Raw genomic sequence first — 15,725 nt, forward strand, 5'->3', positions numbered from 1 at the left:
GCGCCCGAATGTGGATGGCGTAGTCAGAATGACCGCGGCAGCCCCAGGTGCTTCTCGCCGATGTAGTTGCGTGTCATCTCGTCGGTGAGCGGGGCGAACGTGTACAGCCGGGCGTCGCGGAAGTAGCGCTGCATGGGGAGTCCGCGGAAGAATCCCCAGCCGGCCATGACCCGCATGCCCACGTCGGTGGTGGTGGTGGCCGCATCGGAAGCGGCTAGCTTAGCCATGGCGGACCAGGTCTCGTTGGTGCCCTGGCCGGCGTCGGAGGCTTCGGCCGCCTGGCGCAGGAGGAGCCTGGCGGATTCAATTTTCACGCTGGCGTCCACCAGGCTGTGCTGAAGCCCTTGGAAGGAGCCCACCGCGCGGCCGAAAGCCTGCCGCTGCCGGGCCCAGCCTACGGCGGTTTCCATGGCTCCGCGGGCGATGCCCAAGGCCACTGCGGCGCCGTTGAGGCGCTCCCCGTTGAGCGTATCCAGGACCTGCCGGAAACCCTTGTCCAGTTCACCCAGGACGTTCGAGGCCGGGACCTGCACGTCGTCGAGGTAGATGTCGCACTGGGCCAGCCCGCGGATGCCCACGGTGTCAATGACTTCGGTGCGGATGCCCGCCGTGGAGCGGGGGACCAGGAACATGGTGATGCCGTCGATGGCCGAGCGGGTGGTCTCGCTGGTGCGGGCCAGGAGGATCAGGTAGTCAGCGTCCATGGCGCCGCCGATCCACTTCTTTTGGCCGGAGATCGAGTAGCTGCCATCTTCCAGGCGTGTAGCGCGCGTCTTCATGGCGCGGGCCACGTCGGTGCCGCCGTCGGGCTCGCTCAGTGCGAAGGACATCTTCGCTGCGCCGCTGTGCAGCGGCGTGAGGAACTCTTCCTGCTGGGCCCGGTTTCCGTAGCTGTGGAGGAGCTGAACGCCCATGTACTGGACCACCATGCTTACCGCTACGGATGTTGGCCCGGCGCCGAGTTCCTCGAGCACCACGGCCTGAGCCTGGTGCTTGGGTCCGTGGCCGTGGAGTTCGCCGTCAAGCTTGATGAGGCCGGCGGCGCCTATCTCGCGGTAAAGCTCGACGTCGTACTCTTCGGCTTCGTCGAATTTGTTGAGCCGCTCCGGAGTGACGTGTTCGGCGAGCATGGCGCGGACGCGTTTCCGCAACGCTGCGAATTCCTCCGGCTCGGTGATTTCGGCCGGCGGTGCCGGGCTGAAATTGTCCTGGATTGTCATGGCCTACTTCCTTTTCATAATGAAGCTGCTGCTGAACGTCATGACGGTGGACCCGTCCTGTTTCAGTACTGAGTAATCGATTTTCCAGATGCCCTGTTCAGGCTTTTTTGTCTCGCGCGCCATGGCCACGGTGGCCACGACATGGATGGTGTCTCCAATGAACACGGGGGCGAGGGCGCGAACTTCGTCCAGGCCCAGCCATGCCACCACATTGCTGAAATAGCCTGTCTGGGTCATCAGGCCCAGGCCCAGGGACATGGTCAGCGGCCCGTGGGCGATGCGCTGTCCGAACGGCGTCGTTGCCGCATACGTTTCATCCAAGTGCAGGGAGACGAGATCGCCGGTGAGGCCTGCCCACTGAACCAGGTGCGCATCCGTGATGGTCATGCCTGCCGTACGGACCACGTCGCCTGCCACGAGGTCTTCCCAATAGTGGTCCGGCCGGCCCTTGGGCTGCGGCAGCGTGGTGCCGGCCAGTTGGGGATCAATGCTGTGCATGTCTCTCTCCTGTTCTGGGGAATGAGGTCGGATCCTAACGGAATGGTAAGTCCACCTGGAATAAGACTAGACTAGCGAACGCTTGTTCGTATACTAATAGAGGAACAACAACCCGAATTCCTGGAGGCTCAACATGAGTGAAGCTACGATCGTCGCCCCCGCGCCGGTGCCGGACATGGACGTCCCGGCAGCAACCGTGCACGAACAACTGACCGAGAAGCTCGCTTCGGCCCGCCTCGGTGGTTCAGAGAAGAACCGCAGGAAGATCACCGAATCAGGAAAGCTCCTCGTCCGGGAACGCCTTGCAATCCTGTTCGACGACGAAAACTACATCGAGGACGGGCTCCTCGCCCGCTATGAGGAAGGTCTGCCCGGTGACGCCGTCGTCATCGCGTTCGGCCGCGTTGACGGACGCGAAGTGTGCGTTATCGCCAACGATTACTCGGTCAAGGCAGGTACCTGGGGCAACCGCACGTTTGAAAAGATCACCCAGGCGCAGAAGAACGCGGATGCTGCCGGCATCCCCCTCGTGTACCTCTTCGACTCCGCTGGTGCACGAATCGATGAGCAGTTCGAGAGCTTCGCCGGCCGCCACGCCTGGGGCAACATCTTCTACAACCAGGTCCAGATTTCCGGCCGCGTGCCCCAGGTTTGTGCGCTGTTCGGCCCCTCACCTGCAGGTTCGGCCTACGTTCCGGCGCTCTGCGACATGACCATCATGGTCCGCGGCCACGCAACGGCCTACCTGGGTTCACCCCGCCTGGCCGAAATGGTCACCGGCGAGAAGGTGACGCTGGAGGAAATGGGCGGTGCCGAGATGCACTGCACGGTCTCCGGCCTGGGTGACGTCCTGGTGGAAAGCGACGAGGAAGCCCTAAACGCCATCCGCGTCTGGCTGTCCTTCCTGCCCGCGAACTGGGAAACCCCCGCGCCGCTGGCCCCCGCCCTCGAACCGCGCCCCGGACGCAGCCTGCAGGAGATCGTTCCGCTGCGCGAGGCTGAGGTCTTCGACATGGAGGAGTTCGTGGAATCCCTCGTGGACGAAGGTTCCTGGTTCCCGTACAAGGAACTGTTCGCTCCCGAAATGCTGACCGGTTTCGCGCGGATCAACGGCCGGCCGGTGGGGCTGGTGGGCAACCAGCCCAGGCACATGGGCGGTTCCATCTTCCCCGACTCCTCGGACAAGGCCGCCCGGTTCATCTGGATCTGCAATGCCTATAACATCCCCATCGTGTTCCTGGTGGACATCGCCGGCTACATGATCGGATCCGCCGTGGAGCGCCAAGGCATCATCCGGCACGGCGCCAAGATGATCTTTGCCGTCTCGGAATGCCGGGTTCCGCGCATCACGGTCCTGGTCCGCAAGGCCTACGGCGGAGGCTACCTGGCCATGTCCGGTGCCCCCATGAACCCGGACGCCGTCATCGCGCTGCCCACGGCCCGTCCCGCCCTGATGGGTCCGGACGCCGCCGTCAACGGCGTCTACTACAACCAGATCCACGAGATCGAGGATCCGGCCGAGCGCAAGGCGTTCATCCTGGCCAAGCAGGCCGAGTACGCCGAAGGCATCGACGTCTTCAAGATCGCCAACGCGAACGCCGTGGAAGCCGTAGTCCCCGCCAATGATCTGCGGGCGGACCTGACCAGGCGGCTGGGCCTGTACTCCAAGCGCAAGATGGTCCCCGTGGCGCGGCGCCAGGCCGTCACCCCGGCCTAGGGCTCGCACCCGTGATCAAGGTGGTCGCCGTCATCAAAGCCAAGCCGGAGCTGACCCGGGAGGAGTTCCTGCATTTCTGGAACGTTGAGCACCCGGCCTATGTGCGGCAGCTCCCGGGTATCATCCGGTACCGGCAGAACCCTGCCATCGAGCACCGGAAGGCCTGGCCGTACAGCGGCATGGCGGAAATGTGGTTCGACTCGGTGGCCGACGTCAAGGTCGCCTACGGGGGACCCGAAGGGAAGGAGCTGTTCGACCATGAGCACCATTTCCTGGAGAGCGTCGAATGGTTCCTTGCCGAAGAAGTCGACGTGCCGCTAGCGGCAGCAGGGGACTGACCCGTGCCGAAACGCATCACGTACCTGGAGAAGCGGGACGGCCTGGCCCGGGACGGCTTCCGCACGCACTGGTCCACCACGCACGCGGAAATTGCCCGTGACCTGCCCGGCGTGACGGATTACCGGCAGAACCATGTGCTGGAATCCGAGCCGGGACACGGGGCAGGCCTGTACCGCGTGGACGGCATTGTTGAGCTGTGGTTCGCTGCCGATGACGTGGTGCACGCCGGCTTCGACTCCCACGTGGCGGACCGCCTGATCGTCGACGAGCAGAAATTCCTCAGTGGCCTCACCGGCGGACCGGTGACCGCAGGGACGCCCCATGCCCCCTGGCCGTTCAAGCTCTGGGTCCTGGCACGCTGGAGCGCTGGAACCGAGAACGATTATGAGGCAGTTGACCGCTGGGCGGAGCAGCTGTCCGCAACGTTCGACGGCGCCCTCGGCCGGGGCGTGAACGTGCTGGTTCCGGGAGCGGAGCTGTTGGTCCGCGAGGCACTGCGCCGCGAAGAACAGATCCCGGAGATTGCCATCTCCTTCGGCTTCGCCGACGAGGCGGCCGCACGTGCCGCCGCCAAGGCGCTGCCGTTGCATGTGGACCGGGTTCAGGGTGTCCTCACCGGACTGTACGCCCGGGTCGCCGAGGAACTCATCATTATCTGACCCGTATGAAGGGCAGGCGCAGAAATCCCCGGACTCTACGGAGTCCGGGGATTTCTTGGTCCGTGTGAATCCGGCCCTATACGGCCGGGGTCAGCCCCGGCACGCCGGCGTGGAGGCCGGATGTAGCCAGATACCGGATATGCGCGGCCGTCTCGCTTAAGGCCAGCCTGAACTGCAGCGCGCCAAGCGAATCCCAGCCTCGGGACCAGGTAAGTTGCCGGGCCACCTCGTGCACCGTGGGCGCGCCCTTGCCCAGGACGTCCAGGACTTCCCGTGAACGCTCCGCAATATGTTCTTCGAGGATCCTCGCCCGGTGGCCCACGCCGCGGAAGCGGTATTCGTGCGCCGGGCAGGCTTCATAATGGTCGTTGCCTGCGATGCGCTGCAGTGACTCGATGTTGTGCCGCAGCGGATCGGTGTCGCCGCGGATCTCCAGCGACACGTTGGGGGAGATCCGGGGGAGGACATGGTCGCCGGAGAGTACCAGTTCGCCGTCGTCGTCCCACATGCAGATGTGGCCCGGCGTGTGGCCCGGCGTCTCCATGATTCGCCAGCTTCGCCCGGCCACATCGAGGGTATCCGCATCGCCCAGCCTCCTGTCGGGATCAGCCAGGCGCCGCATATCGTGAAGGCTCTCAGGGCTCATGGCGGCCTCGGCCACCCGACCCTCCGGGACGCCCCAGGACCGCATCCGCTCCCTGTCCCGCTCCGATTCAGCCTGGGCGTCATCGAACGCGGAAATGTGCCGCCGTTCCTGCTGCCCCAGGGCAATCCACGCCCCGGAGCCCCGCGCCAGGCGCGCCGCCATGCCGAGGTGGTCGGTGTGGAAATGCGTGGCCACGATGCCGCTGATCTCTCGGGGGCCCACGTCCAGGCGCCCCAGGGCCGCCGTCAGCTGGCCGTAGCCCTCATCGCTGTCAAAGCCGGGATCCACCACCACGCATTCATCGCCGTCGAGCAGCACGTAGCAGAGCGTGTAGCGCATGGGATTTCCAGGGAAGGTGACCGGGACACTGTGCACGTCGGGCGCCACCACTTCCACCGGCGGAAGCACGCGGCGTTGCCAGGCCTCCTTTTGGGCAGTTCCGGTAATAGTGATGGCATCAATGGCGTTCATCTGCATCGTCTTAGTCTGCATGATTATTGAAAAGGGAAAAAAGCCTGGTGGCGCCGCCGTCGATCAGGAGATCCGCTCCGTTGATGTTGCGGGCGTCATCCGTCAGCAGGTACGCGATCATGGCGCCGATTTCGGCAGGGTCAACGATGGTCTGGGTGGGGACGCGGCGGCGTACCTGGTCACGGACCTCCTGGATGACCATGGGCGTGTCCACCACGCCGGGGCAGATCGAGTTGATGGTGATGCCGGTACCCCAGAAGTCTTCCAGGAGGGAGCGGGTGAGGTTGGCCAGTCCGGCTTTGGACGCGGCGTAGCTCGGGTACGGGTAGCCGGTGACCCCGGCGATTGAAGCTATGTTGATGATCCGGCCCCACCCGGCCTCGATCATGCCGGGGGAGAACGCCTTGATCAGGTTGAACGGACCCACCAGGTTCACGTCCAGGGCGCGACGGAAGGACTCCGCGGTGCTGTCCGCCAGGTACTTCCGGTCGAGGATGCCGGCAGCGTTGACCAGCGCCTGCACAGGCCCCGCCTTGGCCGTGACTTCCGCCAGCAGCGATCCGACGGCGGCCTCGTCCGCCACGTCGGCGGCAAACGCCACGGCCTTGCCGCCGGAGTCACGGATGGCCTGCGCGGCCGCCTCGCTGCTCCCGGCGTCGAGGTCCACGCAGATGATGGTGTGACCGGACTCGGAGAGCCGGGCGTTGATGCCGCGGCACATGCCGCCGCCCGCTCCGGTCACCAGGACGTTGAGGGAAGTGGTGCTCATAATGCTGTGTCTCTTTCAGAGGTTGAGCCGGGGGCGCCCGGCGTGGGGCCTGGCGGGATCAGTTGGGCCCAGTCAGTTGATACTTTCTTCCAGCGTGGGGTAGTCCGTATACCCCTCCGGGCCGCCGCCATAAATTCCTGCCGGGCGCAACGGTTCAAGGGGCGCCCGCGTCCGGAAGCGGCGCGGAAGGTCGGGGTTGGAAATGAATAGCCTGCCGAAGCCCACCAGGTCCGCGGTTCGGTCGGCGAGGAGCTGTTCGGCGGACGCCAGGTCATGGCCACCCGTGACGATGACGACGCCGTCGAACAGTGCAGCCAGTTCGGCGGTGGGGATGGAAGCGGCCGGCCGCTCAACGGTGGTGGACCCGGCGATCTCCGGTTCCACCAGGTGGAGGTAGCCGATTCCCTCGTCACTGAGCAGGCGCACTACCGATGAATACAGGGTGCGTTTGTCCGAATCGTGGGCGTCCATCCAAACCGAAGACGGTGAGAGACGCACTCCAATGCGTTCCAGGGGAAGGTGACGGGCCACTTCGGCCACCACCTCGCGCAGGAACCGCATACGGTTTGCGAGGGAGCCGCCGTAGTGGTCGGTCCGGCGGTTGGACCCGTCGTTGAGGAATTGATCGATCAGGTAGCCGTTGGCGGCGTGCAGTTCCACGCCGTCGAATCCCGCGATGACCGCGTTCTGCGCCGCAGTACCGTAAGCCTGGACGATGCCGGCGATCTCCGCCGCCGACAGTTCGCGGGGCGTCTCGTAGGGGATCCGGCCGGCCGTGCTGCGGTACTGGTAGCCCGTGATGGCGACGGCCGAAGGCGACTTGGGAGGCAGGCCGTCCGGCTGGACGCTGGAGTGGGACTGCCTTCCGACGTGCCAAAGCTGGGCGTAGACCACGGCGCCCTCCCGCTTTGCGGCCTCAACCACAGGCCGCCAGGCGGTCACCTGGTCCTCGGAGTACAGTCCGGGAACCCGGGCATAGGCCGAGGCCTGGGGTGTGATGACCGCGCCTTCGCTGATCATCAGGCCGGCGCCGGCGCGCTGACCGTAGTACTCCGCCATGAGCGGCGTAGGGACGCCGGCGTCGTCGGCGCGGCTGCGCGTCAGCGGTGGAAGCACAATACGGTTCCGCAGCCGCTGGCCCCCTAGGGAGAGGCTGTCAAACAGGGTGCTGTGGTTGTCCACGACGATCTCCTACTGGCTTACGAGCGTTCGTACGGCTAGTCTGAGTCTTACGGATGCAGGAACGCATGTCAATATCCCTTACCGGCAAAAGCGGACGCTTGTTAGGATTGAGGGAGAAATGACGGGCACACATACTAAGGGGGAGGTCACGATGACCGTCCGAGTGGAACGAAACACCGCGCAGACCATCAGAGAAGGCGCGGCCAAGCTCTTTTTCGAGCGCGGCTACGATGCAACCACGCTACGGCAGGTGGCCTCATCCGCGGGGCTGAAGGTCGGGAGCCTGTACAACCACATCGAAAGTAAGGAAGACCTCCTACTGCAAATCATGGGGGGCATTATCGATGACCTGCTGGACCGTGTCCGGCAGGCCGTTACCGACGTGGACGGAGGGGACAGCGTCGACCGCCTCCAGGCTGCCCTGGCCGAGCACATTACCTTCCATGCAGAGCGTGCCCAGGAAGTGTTCATTGGCAACGCAGAGCTGCGCTCGCTGCCCCAGGATGCGCGCGACGTAGTGATCAGGAAACGCGGCGACTACGAGTCGTTCCTCGAGGACCTGGTATCCGCCGCGGGGCAGGCCGGGCTTGCGGACGTGATTGACGCCAAAATCCACGTGTACAGCTTCGTGGCCCAGGCGACCCATATCGCAGGCTGGTTCAAGCATGGGGGCCGCTTCTCGCTGGAGGAGATCGTCCGGATCTACACACGCCTGGCGCTGCGGGAGCTGAACGTGGCGGACGCCGACGAACGCGTGGGGCGGGTAGTCCTGGCCAGCTCCGCCACATAGGTCGCCAGACAGAGCATAGCCACACACCGGAGCGCCCGGCTGGAAGATCCAGCCGGGCGCTCCGGTGTTAAGCGTGGTTGCCCCAACACTGTGGGGAATGCTTGTCAGTGCTCCTCGTGCAGCGACTGCTTGAACCGCTCCGGGAGCGTCAGGGTGGCAATGACGGAGATGAGCACCAGTCCGAGCGCGATTGCCGTCAGGGCGGCCGTTCCGTTCGTGGTGTTCTGGAAGATCCAGGCTGCGATGAACGGGATGGGGGCGCCGAAGATCAGGCCAGCGAGGGTCATGCCCAGAGCCGAGCCCGTGTAGCGCATGCTTGTTGGCAGCGATTCCGAGAAGAACGCTGCCTGGGTACCTGCTGTGACCTGGATGCCGCACAGGGCCACGGCGATGATCGCGACGCTGGCGGGGTAGTTCATGGAGTTCATGATGGGGAACATGGTGCCTGCAGCAATGCCCTGAAGGGCCAGGCCGAGGAGGAAGGTCTTTTTGCGGCCGATGCGGTCGCTGAGCTTGCCGCCGAAAATAGCGGCCGGGATGGAGATCAGGTTGGCCACAAGCAGCAGGCCGAACGTGATCGAGTTTTCGTAACCGAGTTCCTTGGTCAGGTAGTTCACTGCGTAGGTGACGCTGATCCAGAACAGACCGGCGGACGCGGCCCACGACAGCACCAGCTTGATGACGGTTCCCGGCTTCTTTGCGATCACGGCCAGGGCACGCTCCTGCGGAACTAGTGATTCGGCAGCCTTCTTCTGGTTCTCCTTGAAAGCCGGGGTCTCTTCCACCCGGCGGCGGATGAATACGCCAACCACGAGCAGCATCACGCCCATAAGGAACGGGATCCGCCAACCCCACGCGGCAAAATCGTCCTTGGAAAGGAACATCGCCAGCCCGGTGAGGGTGATGGAGGCGAAGGTCTGAGCGAGCGGAGAGCCCGTGGCTAGGATCCCGCCGAAAAGGCCCCGATGGTTGACGGGCGCGTGCTCGACCACGAGCACTTGAACGCCGGTGGCCTCGCCGCCGAGGGCGAATCCTTGGAGGAAGCGAAGCAATACCAGAAGTGTCGGCGCAATGAGCCCCGCTACGGCGTAGGTCGGCAGTAGGCCGATGAGTACAGAGGACACGCCCATGAGGATCAAAGTGAACATCAGGACGTTGCGGCGGCCGATCTTGTCGCCCAGGGCGCCGAAGATGATTCCACCGAGCGGGCGCGCCACCATGCCGGCGCCGAAGGTGGCAAACGAGGCCAGGATGGCCGAGTTTGTATCAAAGCTGGGGAAAAAGAGCGCGGGGAAGAGGGTTGCCGACAGGGTGCCATACACGGCGAAGTCGAACCACTCCAGTGCCGTGCCGAACGTGCCGCTGGCCACGGCTGTCCTCGCTGTTTTCGGATCGAACGTAGGGGTTTCTCGCTCCAAGAGCGGCGGGGGCTGAACAGGATTCGTCAATTCCGACATTGGAACTCACTCCTTGGATAGGTGAAAGGTCAGTGGCGTTCGCCGGTCTCCGTCGCGTGCAGCGAACCGCAACTACACTCCGCATCCGTTTCTCAGGGAGATGCCGGACCCTATCGCGCAATCATAGGGCGGGGATGCGATGGAGAAGAACAAGCGTTCGTGCATGAACAAGCGTTCGTACGAAGTGTAGGGTGTGATGTGAATCTCGCGCAAGGGGGTGCCGGGCCATGCCACCCTCATTCGTCGTTGGCCGTGTGTGCCATCCCCTGCCTTGGCGCCCTTATGGTGGCACTAGGGGTGGCGGATGCGGCTTCCCCTTGCGGTGCGACCCAACTCATACTAAACTTTCGAACGAACGCTTGTTCGTAGAAGAAGAAGCGCTGCGGAACCCGGCTTGCCGGACCCGCACCAGGCACACCGAGGAGCAAAGATGCGAACGATTGGTGAGTGGATCAAACTCAACCACCGGCGCTACCCGACCCGCGAAGCCATCGTCGACGGCACCAGCCGGCTGACCTTCGCCGAGCTGGCCGAGAGCGCATGGGGCCTCGGCCGCGGCCTGCGGGACGCCGGCGTCGCTGCGGGTGACAACGTGGGGGTACTGGCCGGAAACTCGACCTTTAACGCTGAGGTCTTCTTCGGTGTCGCTGCTGCCGGGGGCACCTACGTTGCGTACAACTGGCGCTGGGCACCCGCGGAACTGGCCGCAGGCATGAAGGAGACTGGAGCGAAAGTCCTCCTTGTGGAAGAGCGCCTCGTACCCAATGCGGAGGAGGCCCTGGAAATACTGGGCCGGACCGAGCAGGAGCTTCCGCGGCTGGTCCGCCAGGGAGCGGAAATCAACGGATTGCGCACCGGCTCCGGCCCGCTGGAGGACGTGGCCACCCTGGACAGCCCGCTCTGCATCATTTACACGGGCGGCAGCACGGGGACACCCAAGGGCGTAGTTATTTCCCACGGCGCAGCGGCCGCTAACGCCTTCAACGAGATGTATGACTGCCGGATGGGCAGCCGCCGCGAGGAACGCGGCCTGATCATCACGCCGCTCTTCCACTCCGCGGCGCTGCTGTGCTGGCTGGTGCCGCACTTCATCGGCGGGGCCACCAGCGTGATCGCCGAGAAGTTCAACGAGGAACTTATTGTGGACCTGGTGGGACGGGAGCGGATCACCAACACCTTCCTCATCCCCAATATGATGCGCCGGCTGATGGAAAACGGCGTCTTTGCGGACCCGGCCATCAAGACCCACCTCAAGGCGGTCCATACCGGCGCCGGCCTGCTACGGATGCCGGACAAGCAGCTGTTCACTGAGCTGCTGCCCGACGCTGAACTGTACTTCCGCTACGGACTCACGGAAGCGGGGCCCATGGTCACCCGGCTCAAGCCGGAAGACATGCTGGACCCCGCCGTCGACGGTTCGATCGGCACGGAGTACCTGCTTGCCGAGGCGCAGCTCCAGGATCCATTTGGCGAGCCGGTCAGTCCCGGCGAGCTCGGCGAGATCTGCGTCAAGGGACCGTCCGTGATGACCGGCTATTACGGCCGGCCCGACGCCACGGCCGAGGCGTTCCGCGGCGGCTGGCTGCACACCGGAGACCTGGCGGTCCAGGACGAGCGCGGGTACTACTTCTTCCGGGACCGGTTGAAGGAAATGATCAAGACCGGCGGCGAGAACGTCTACTCCGCCGAGATTGAGCAGGCGCTGTACCTTCACCCCGCCGTGCTGGAAGCAGCAGTGGTGGGTGTCCCGGACCCGCGCTGGGACGAGGAGGTGCGGGCCGTCGTCGTACTCCGCAACGGACTGCAGGCAAACGGCGAGGAACTATCCGCCTTCCTCCGCGGGCATCTGGCCGGCTACAAAATTCCCAAGAAAATCGTGTTCATGGGCGCCGAACAGCTGCCGCGGTCCGCGGCCGGCAAACTCGTGAAGTCCACACTCAAGGCCAACCTGGGATGGGGCGCATGAAACTCGCAACTGTACGGATTGAAGGCGGCACCGCGGCCGCGGTGGAGGTGGACGGTGCCCTGGCGCTCTTGCCGTTTATCGACGTCGGCGAATGGCTCAGTGCCGGATCGCCCGCCGTGGACCAGTACGACGACGGCACCCGCCTCGCGATTGACAGGGCCGACTTCGCGCCGCTGGTCACCGCCCCCGGGAAGATTGTGTGCGTCGGGCTCAACTACCGCGAGCACATCCTTGAGATGGGCCGGGAACTGCCGGAGCACCCCACCCTCTTCGCCAAATTCGCGGACGCCCTGATTGGTGCCAACGATCCGATCGTCCTGCCGCCGGGTTCCGGCTCCGTGGACTGGGAGGCTGAGCTTGCCATCGTCATCGGAAGGACGGTCTCGCGGGCCTCGGCCGAGGAAGCCGCGGCGGCCATCGCTGGATTTACGGTGGCAAACGACATCTCCGCCCGCGACTTCCAGCGCCGGACGCCCGAATGGCTGCAAGGCAAAACCTTCGACGCCACCACGCCGCTGGGCCCGTTCCTGCTGACGGCCGATGACGCCGGAACCGCACCGGACCTGGAGATTACCTGCACGGTGGACGGGGCGGCCAAACAAAAGGCGCAGACCGGCGATTTGGTTTTCAGCCCCATTGACCTTGTCCGCTACATTTCCGCGATCACCACGCTCCGCCCGGGCGACCTGATTCTCACGGGCACCCCGGGAGGCGTGGGCGACGGCCGCACACCCAAAGAATTCCTCACCGATGGCAGCGTCGTCACCACTTCGATCGACGGCATCGGCGAATGCCGCAACGTCTGCATCCTGCGCTGATTCCTGCGCCCTAGACCTAAGGACCATCATGTTCACCAAAATTCTGATCGCAAACCGCGGCGAAATCGCCGTCCGGGTGGCACGCAGCTGCCGCGCCCTCGGCGTCGAGTCCGTTGCCGTCTATTCGGCCGCGGACGCCGGGTCCATGCACGTCCGTGCTGCTGACACCACCATCGACCTCGGCGACGGTCCCGCCAGCGAGAACTACCTCAACATCCCCAAGATCATCGCCGCGGCACTTGCGTCCGGCGCCCAGGCCATCCACCCCGGCTATGGGTTCCTGTCAGAAAATCCGGAGTTCGCTGAAGCTGTGGCGGCCGCCGGCCTCACGTTCATCGGCCCGTCGGCCCACGCGATCACCACCATGGGCGGCAAGGTGGCCGCCCGCGACGTGGCCATCCGCGTGCAGGTGCCGCTGGCCCCGGGCACCAATGGTGCCATTGCCAGCGCCGACGCCGTTGAAGCGTTCGGCGCCGAGCACGGCTACCCGGTCCTGGTAAAAGCTTCGGCAGGCGGCGGCGGCCGTGGCATGCGCCGGATCAACGCAGCGGCCGAGGCGAAGGACGCCTTCGACGCAGCCGTCAGGGAAGCCACCGCTGCCTTCGGCAACGGCGAGGTTTACCTCGAGCGCTACCTCACCCACGCCCGCCACGTGGAGGTCCAGGTCTTCGCCGACACGCACGGGAACGTGGTCTACGTCGGCGACCGCGACTGCTCCGTGCAGCGCAGGCACCAGAAGCTGATCGAGGAGTCCCCGGCTCCCGGCCTCTCCGACGCACTGCGCCAGGCCATGGGTGAATCGGCCGTCCGGCTGGCCCGCGAGGTGGGCTACGTGGGCGCTGGCACCGTTGAGTTCCTGGTGGAAGACGAGAAGTTCTACTTCCTGGAAATGAACACCCGCATCCAGGTGGAGCACCCCGTCACCGAAATGGTGCACGGCGTGGACCTGATCGCCGAGCAGATCCGCGTGGCCGCGGGCGAGAAGCTCTCCATCCTGGACAACCTGAAGCCCAAGGGTGCCGCCATCGAGGCCCGCATCAATGCCGAGGATGTTGCCGAGGGCCTGTTCCTGCCCGCTCCCGGCCCGGTGGATGTGTTGACGGCGCCGAAGGGCGAGGGCTTGCGGTTCGACGCCGGCTACGAGTCCGGAGACACCGTGCTGCCGTTGTACGACAGCCTGATCGGCAAGCTGATCGCCTACGGTCCGGACCGCGAGACGGCCATCAAGCGACTCCTGGACGGCCTGGACCGGCTGCAGATCGAAGGGGTTCCCACCACGGCCCCGGCGGCCAAAATCATTGCTTCCCACCCGGACTTCCAGGAACTGCGCTTCAGCACCCTGTGGCTGGAAGAATCGGTGGACTTCTCCGAACCGGAACCCGTGGACCGCGCCAACGTGGAGGTGGGTGGACGATTCTTCATCATTCCCACGTTCAACGACTACAACAGCGCGGGCGGCTACGGCAACGCAGCCCCGGCCCTCGCCGATCCGTCCGCCGCCGATCCGGTAGCCTCCACCGGCCGGACGCGGCAGGCGCGGGCCAAACGGGAGAAAGTCAGTGACGGCACCGTCAAGGCTCCGATGCAGGGCACCATCATCAAGATCAACGCGGCAGCCGGGCAGACCGTCGCCAAGGGCGACGTGCTGTTCGTCCTGGAAGCCATGAAGATGGAAAACCCCATCACCGCGCCGGCGTCCGGCGTCGTCGGTGAGATCACCGCCGTCGTGGGCGATTCCATGGCCGCCGGCACCCTGCTGACCAAGATCACCGAGGAGGTGGCGGCATGAAACCGTTCCGTTCGCTGCTTTTTGTCCCCGGCCACAAGCGGGACTGGATCGACAAGGCGCTGAACTCCGAGGCCGACGCCATCATCATCGACCTCGAAGACTCCGTCCCCGAACAGGACAAGGAACTGGCACGCACCAACGCCCGTGACGCCCTGGACGCCCATGACGGTTCAAAGGGCATCCTGATCCGCCCGAATGCCCTGGATACCGTCTTCTTCGGCCGCGACGTGGCCGAGGTGACGCACCGCAACCTGACCGCCTTCCTGCTCCCCAAGCTGTTCTCCCGGGACGATGTGGTGAGGTTCGACGCCCTGGTCACAGCGGCGGAACTCGATCACGGCATTGACCGCGGAACCGTTGAACTCATGCCCTCCCTTGAGACCGCCGCCTCCATCAGCAAAGTTGACGAAATCCTCGCCGGCCCCCGCGTTGGCGGTGTGATGGCAGCCGCCGCCAAGGATGCGGACGTCTCCCGCGAAGTTGGCTTCCGCTGGACAGCCGCCGGGGTGGAAACCCTGTACCTCCGGAGCAAGGTGGTGGTGGCGGCGCGTTCCGCCGGCATCCGCACCATCGTGCTGGGGCTCTGGCAGGAGGTACGGAACCTGGAAGGGATGCGCACCTTCGCGCAGGACAACAGCGGCCTGGGCTACACCGGGCAGGTGCTGATCCACCCTTCGCACGCCCCTATCGCCAACGAGGAATACGGCCTGACCGAGACGCTGAAGGAGTACTACGAAGGCCTCATCGGGGCCTTCGAGGAAGGCCAGCGCAACGGCCACGGTGCCGTCTCCTACCGCGGGGACCACATAGACCTTGCCCACGCTAACCACGCACGCGAGGCACTCGCCCTCGCCAGCGCCTGAGATCACCCACCACCTGCCTTACCCACGAAAAGGAGGCCTGTCATGGCCGGAATGTACTACGAAGATTTCATTGTTGGCGACGTCATCAAGCACGAGGTCACGCGCACCGTCACGGAGACGGACAACCTGCTGATCACCACGCTGACCATGAACGTCCAGCCGCTGCACCTTGATGCCGAGTTCGCCAAGAACAGCATCTACGGGCGCCAGATCGTCAACAGCATCTTCACCCTTGGCGTTGTCACCGGCGTTCCCGTCCAGGACACCACGCTGGGCACCACCCTGGGCAACCTGGGTTTCCGGGACATCGAGTTCCCCAAACCGGTGTTCTTCGGCGACACGCTGCGTGTGGAGACCCAGGCTCTGGACAAGCGCGAATCGAAATCCCGCCCGGACACAGGCATCGTGGGCATCGAGCACCGCGGCTACAACCAGAACGACGAACTGGTCTGCGTTGTCCGCCGGACGGCCCTGATGAAGCGCCGCCCCGGACAGGAAACCGCCGCGCAACTGGCCGAAGCCACCACCGTCCCGGCCTAGA

General features: G+C 65.0%; 15 protein-coding genes. 9 read left to right on the forward strand and 6 right to left on the reverse strand.

Features of this window, described 5'->3' with window-relative positions; translation table 11 throughout:
- Positions 1-23: 23 nt before the first annotated feature.
- Entirely contained in the window at positions 24-1,220 is a 1,197-nt protein-coding gene (locus tag AC1DIM_RS15760) for an acyl-CoA dehydrogenase family protein (protein WP_477711443.1), read from the reverse strand.
- 3 nt (positions 1,221-1,223) lie between these two features.
- Positions 1,224-1,718 carry a MaoC/PaaZ C-terminal domain-containing protein gene (locus tag AC1DIM_RS15765; RefSeq protein WP_477711444.1) on the reverse strand — a complete coding sequence of 165 codons (495 nt, stop codon included), beginning with the start codon at positions 1,716-1,718 and terminating at the stop codon, positions 1,224-1,226.
- Between the two features lie 133 nt (positions 1,719-1,851).
- On the opposite strand from AC1DIM_RS15765, the gene AC1DIM_RS15770 reads away from it, so the two are divergent.
- From AC1DIM_RS15770 to AC1DIM_RS15780, 3 genes are read left to right on the forward strand one after another with little or no spacing between them, the layout of a single operon-like run.
- Positions 1,852-3,435, forward strand: a complete 1,584-nt coding sequence (locus AC1DIM_RS15770) for an acyl-CoA carboxylase subunit beta (RefSeq protein WP_477711445.1) — start codon at positions 1,852-1,854, stop codon at positions 3,433-3,435.
- Between the two features lie 11 nt (positions 3,436-3,446).
- Positions 3,447-3,773 (forward strand): EthD family reductase, encoded by a 327-nt coding sequence (locus AC1DIM_RS15775; RefSeq protein WP_477711446.1) that lies wholly within the window; start codon positions 3,447-3,449, stop codon positions 3,771-3,773.
- Positions 3,774-3,776: 3 nt separating this feature from the next.
- Positions 3,777-4,433 carry an EthD family reductase gene (locus tag AC1DIM_RS15780; protein WP_477711447.1) on the forward strand — a complete coding sequence of 219 codons (657 nt, stop codon included), beginning with the start codon at positions 3,777-3,779 and terminating at the stop codon, positions 4,431-4,433.
- A 76-nt stretch (positions 4,434-4,509) separates the two neighbouring features.
- Here the strand turns inward: AC1DIM_RS15780 and AC1DIM_RS15785 are convergent, their stop codons facing one another.
- The 3 genes from AC1DIM_RS15785 to AC1DIM_RS15795 form a co-directional block, all read right to left on the reverse strand.
- Positions 4,510-5,556: an MBL fold metallo-hydrolase gene (locus tag AC1DIM_RS15785; RefSeq protein WP_477711448.1), complete on the reverse strand. Its 1,047-nt coding sequence runs from the start codon at positions 5,554-5,556 to the stop codon at positions 4,510-4,512.
- Between the two features lie 4 nt (positions 5,557-5,560).
- Positions 5,561-6,319, reverse strand: a complete 759-nt coding sequence (locus tag AC1DIM_RS15790) for an SDR family NAD(P)-dependent oxidoreductase (RefSeq protein ID WP_477711449.1) — start codon at positions 6,317-6,319, stop codon at positions 5,561-5,563.
- A gap of 72 nt (positions 6,320-6,391) precedes the next feature.
- Positions 6,392-7,501 (reverse strand): alkene reductase, encoded by a 1,110-nt coding sequence (locus AC1DIM_RS15795; RefSeq protein WP_477711450.1) that lies wholly within the window; start codon positions 7,499-7,501, stop codon positions 6,392-6,394.
- Positions 7,502-7,619: 118 nt separating this feature from the next.
- Between AC1DIM_RS15795 and AC1DIM_RS15800 the strand changes: the two genes are divergently transcribed.
- Entirely contained in the window at positions 7,620-8,291 is a 672-nt protein-coding gene (locus AC1DIM_RS15800) for a TetR/AcrR family transcriptional regulator (RefSeq protein ID WP_477711451.1), read from the forward strand.
- 104 nt (positions 8,292-8,395) lie between these two features.
- Here the strand turns inward: AC1DIM_RS15800 and AC1DIM_RS15805 are convergent, their stop codons facing one another.
- Positions 8,396-9,661 (reverse strand): MFS transporter, encoded by a 1,266-nt coding sequence (locus AC1DIM_RS15805; protein ID WP_477711452.1) that lies wholly within the window; start codon positions 9,659-9,661, stop codon positions 8,396-8,398.
- A gap of 517 nt (positions 9,662-10,178) precedes the next feature.
- On the opposite strand from AC1DIM_RS15805, the gene AC1DIM_RS15810 reads away from it, so the two are divergent.
- The 5 genes from AC1DIM_RS15810 to AC1DIM_RS15830 are packed head-to-tail and all read left to right on the forward strand — an operon-like array spanning position 10,179 to position 15,724.
- Positions 10,179-11,714, forward strand: a complete 1,536-nt coding sequence (locus AC1DIM_RS15810) for a class I adenylate-forming enzyme family protein (protein WP_477711453.1) — start codon at positions 10,179-10,181, stop codon at positions 11,712-11,714.
- Complete coding sequence (locus AC1DIM_RS15815; protein WP_477711454.1) at positions 11,711-12,532, forward strand: fumarylacetoacetate hydrolase family protein; 822 nt, start codon at positions 11,711-11,713, stop codon at positions 12,530-12,532. The genes AC1DIM_RS15810 and AC1DIM_RS15815 overlap by 4 nt, the downstream gene beginning before the upstream one ends.
- Positions 12,533-12,560: 28 nt before the next feature.
- The gene (locus AC1DIM_RS15820) at positions 12,561-14,321 is read left to right on the forward strand and encodes an acetyl/propionyl/methylcrotonyl-CoA carboxylase subunit alpha (RefSeq protein WP_477711455.1); all 1,761 of its coding nucleotides are present in this window, start codon (positions 12,561-12,563) and stop codon (positions 14,319-14,321) included.
- Entirely contained in the window at positions 14,318-15,184 is an 867-nt protein-coding gene (locus AC1DIM_RS15825) for an HpcH/HpaI aldolase/citrate lyase family protein (protein ID WP_477711456.1), read from the forward strand. The genes AC1DIM_RS15820 and AC1DIM_RS15825 overlap by 4 nt, the downstream gene beginning before the upstream one ends.
- Before the next feature lie 42 nt (positions 15,185-15,226).
- Complete coding sequence (locus AC1DIM_RS15830) at positions 15,227-15,724, forward strand: MaoC family dehydratase (protein ID WP_477711457.1); 498 nt, start codon at positions 15,227-15,229, stop codon at positions 15,722-15,724.
- Position 15,725 lies beyond the last annotated feature (1 nt).

This window comes from Pseudarthrobacter sp. 01T43 (genome assembly GCF_056398665.1).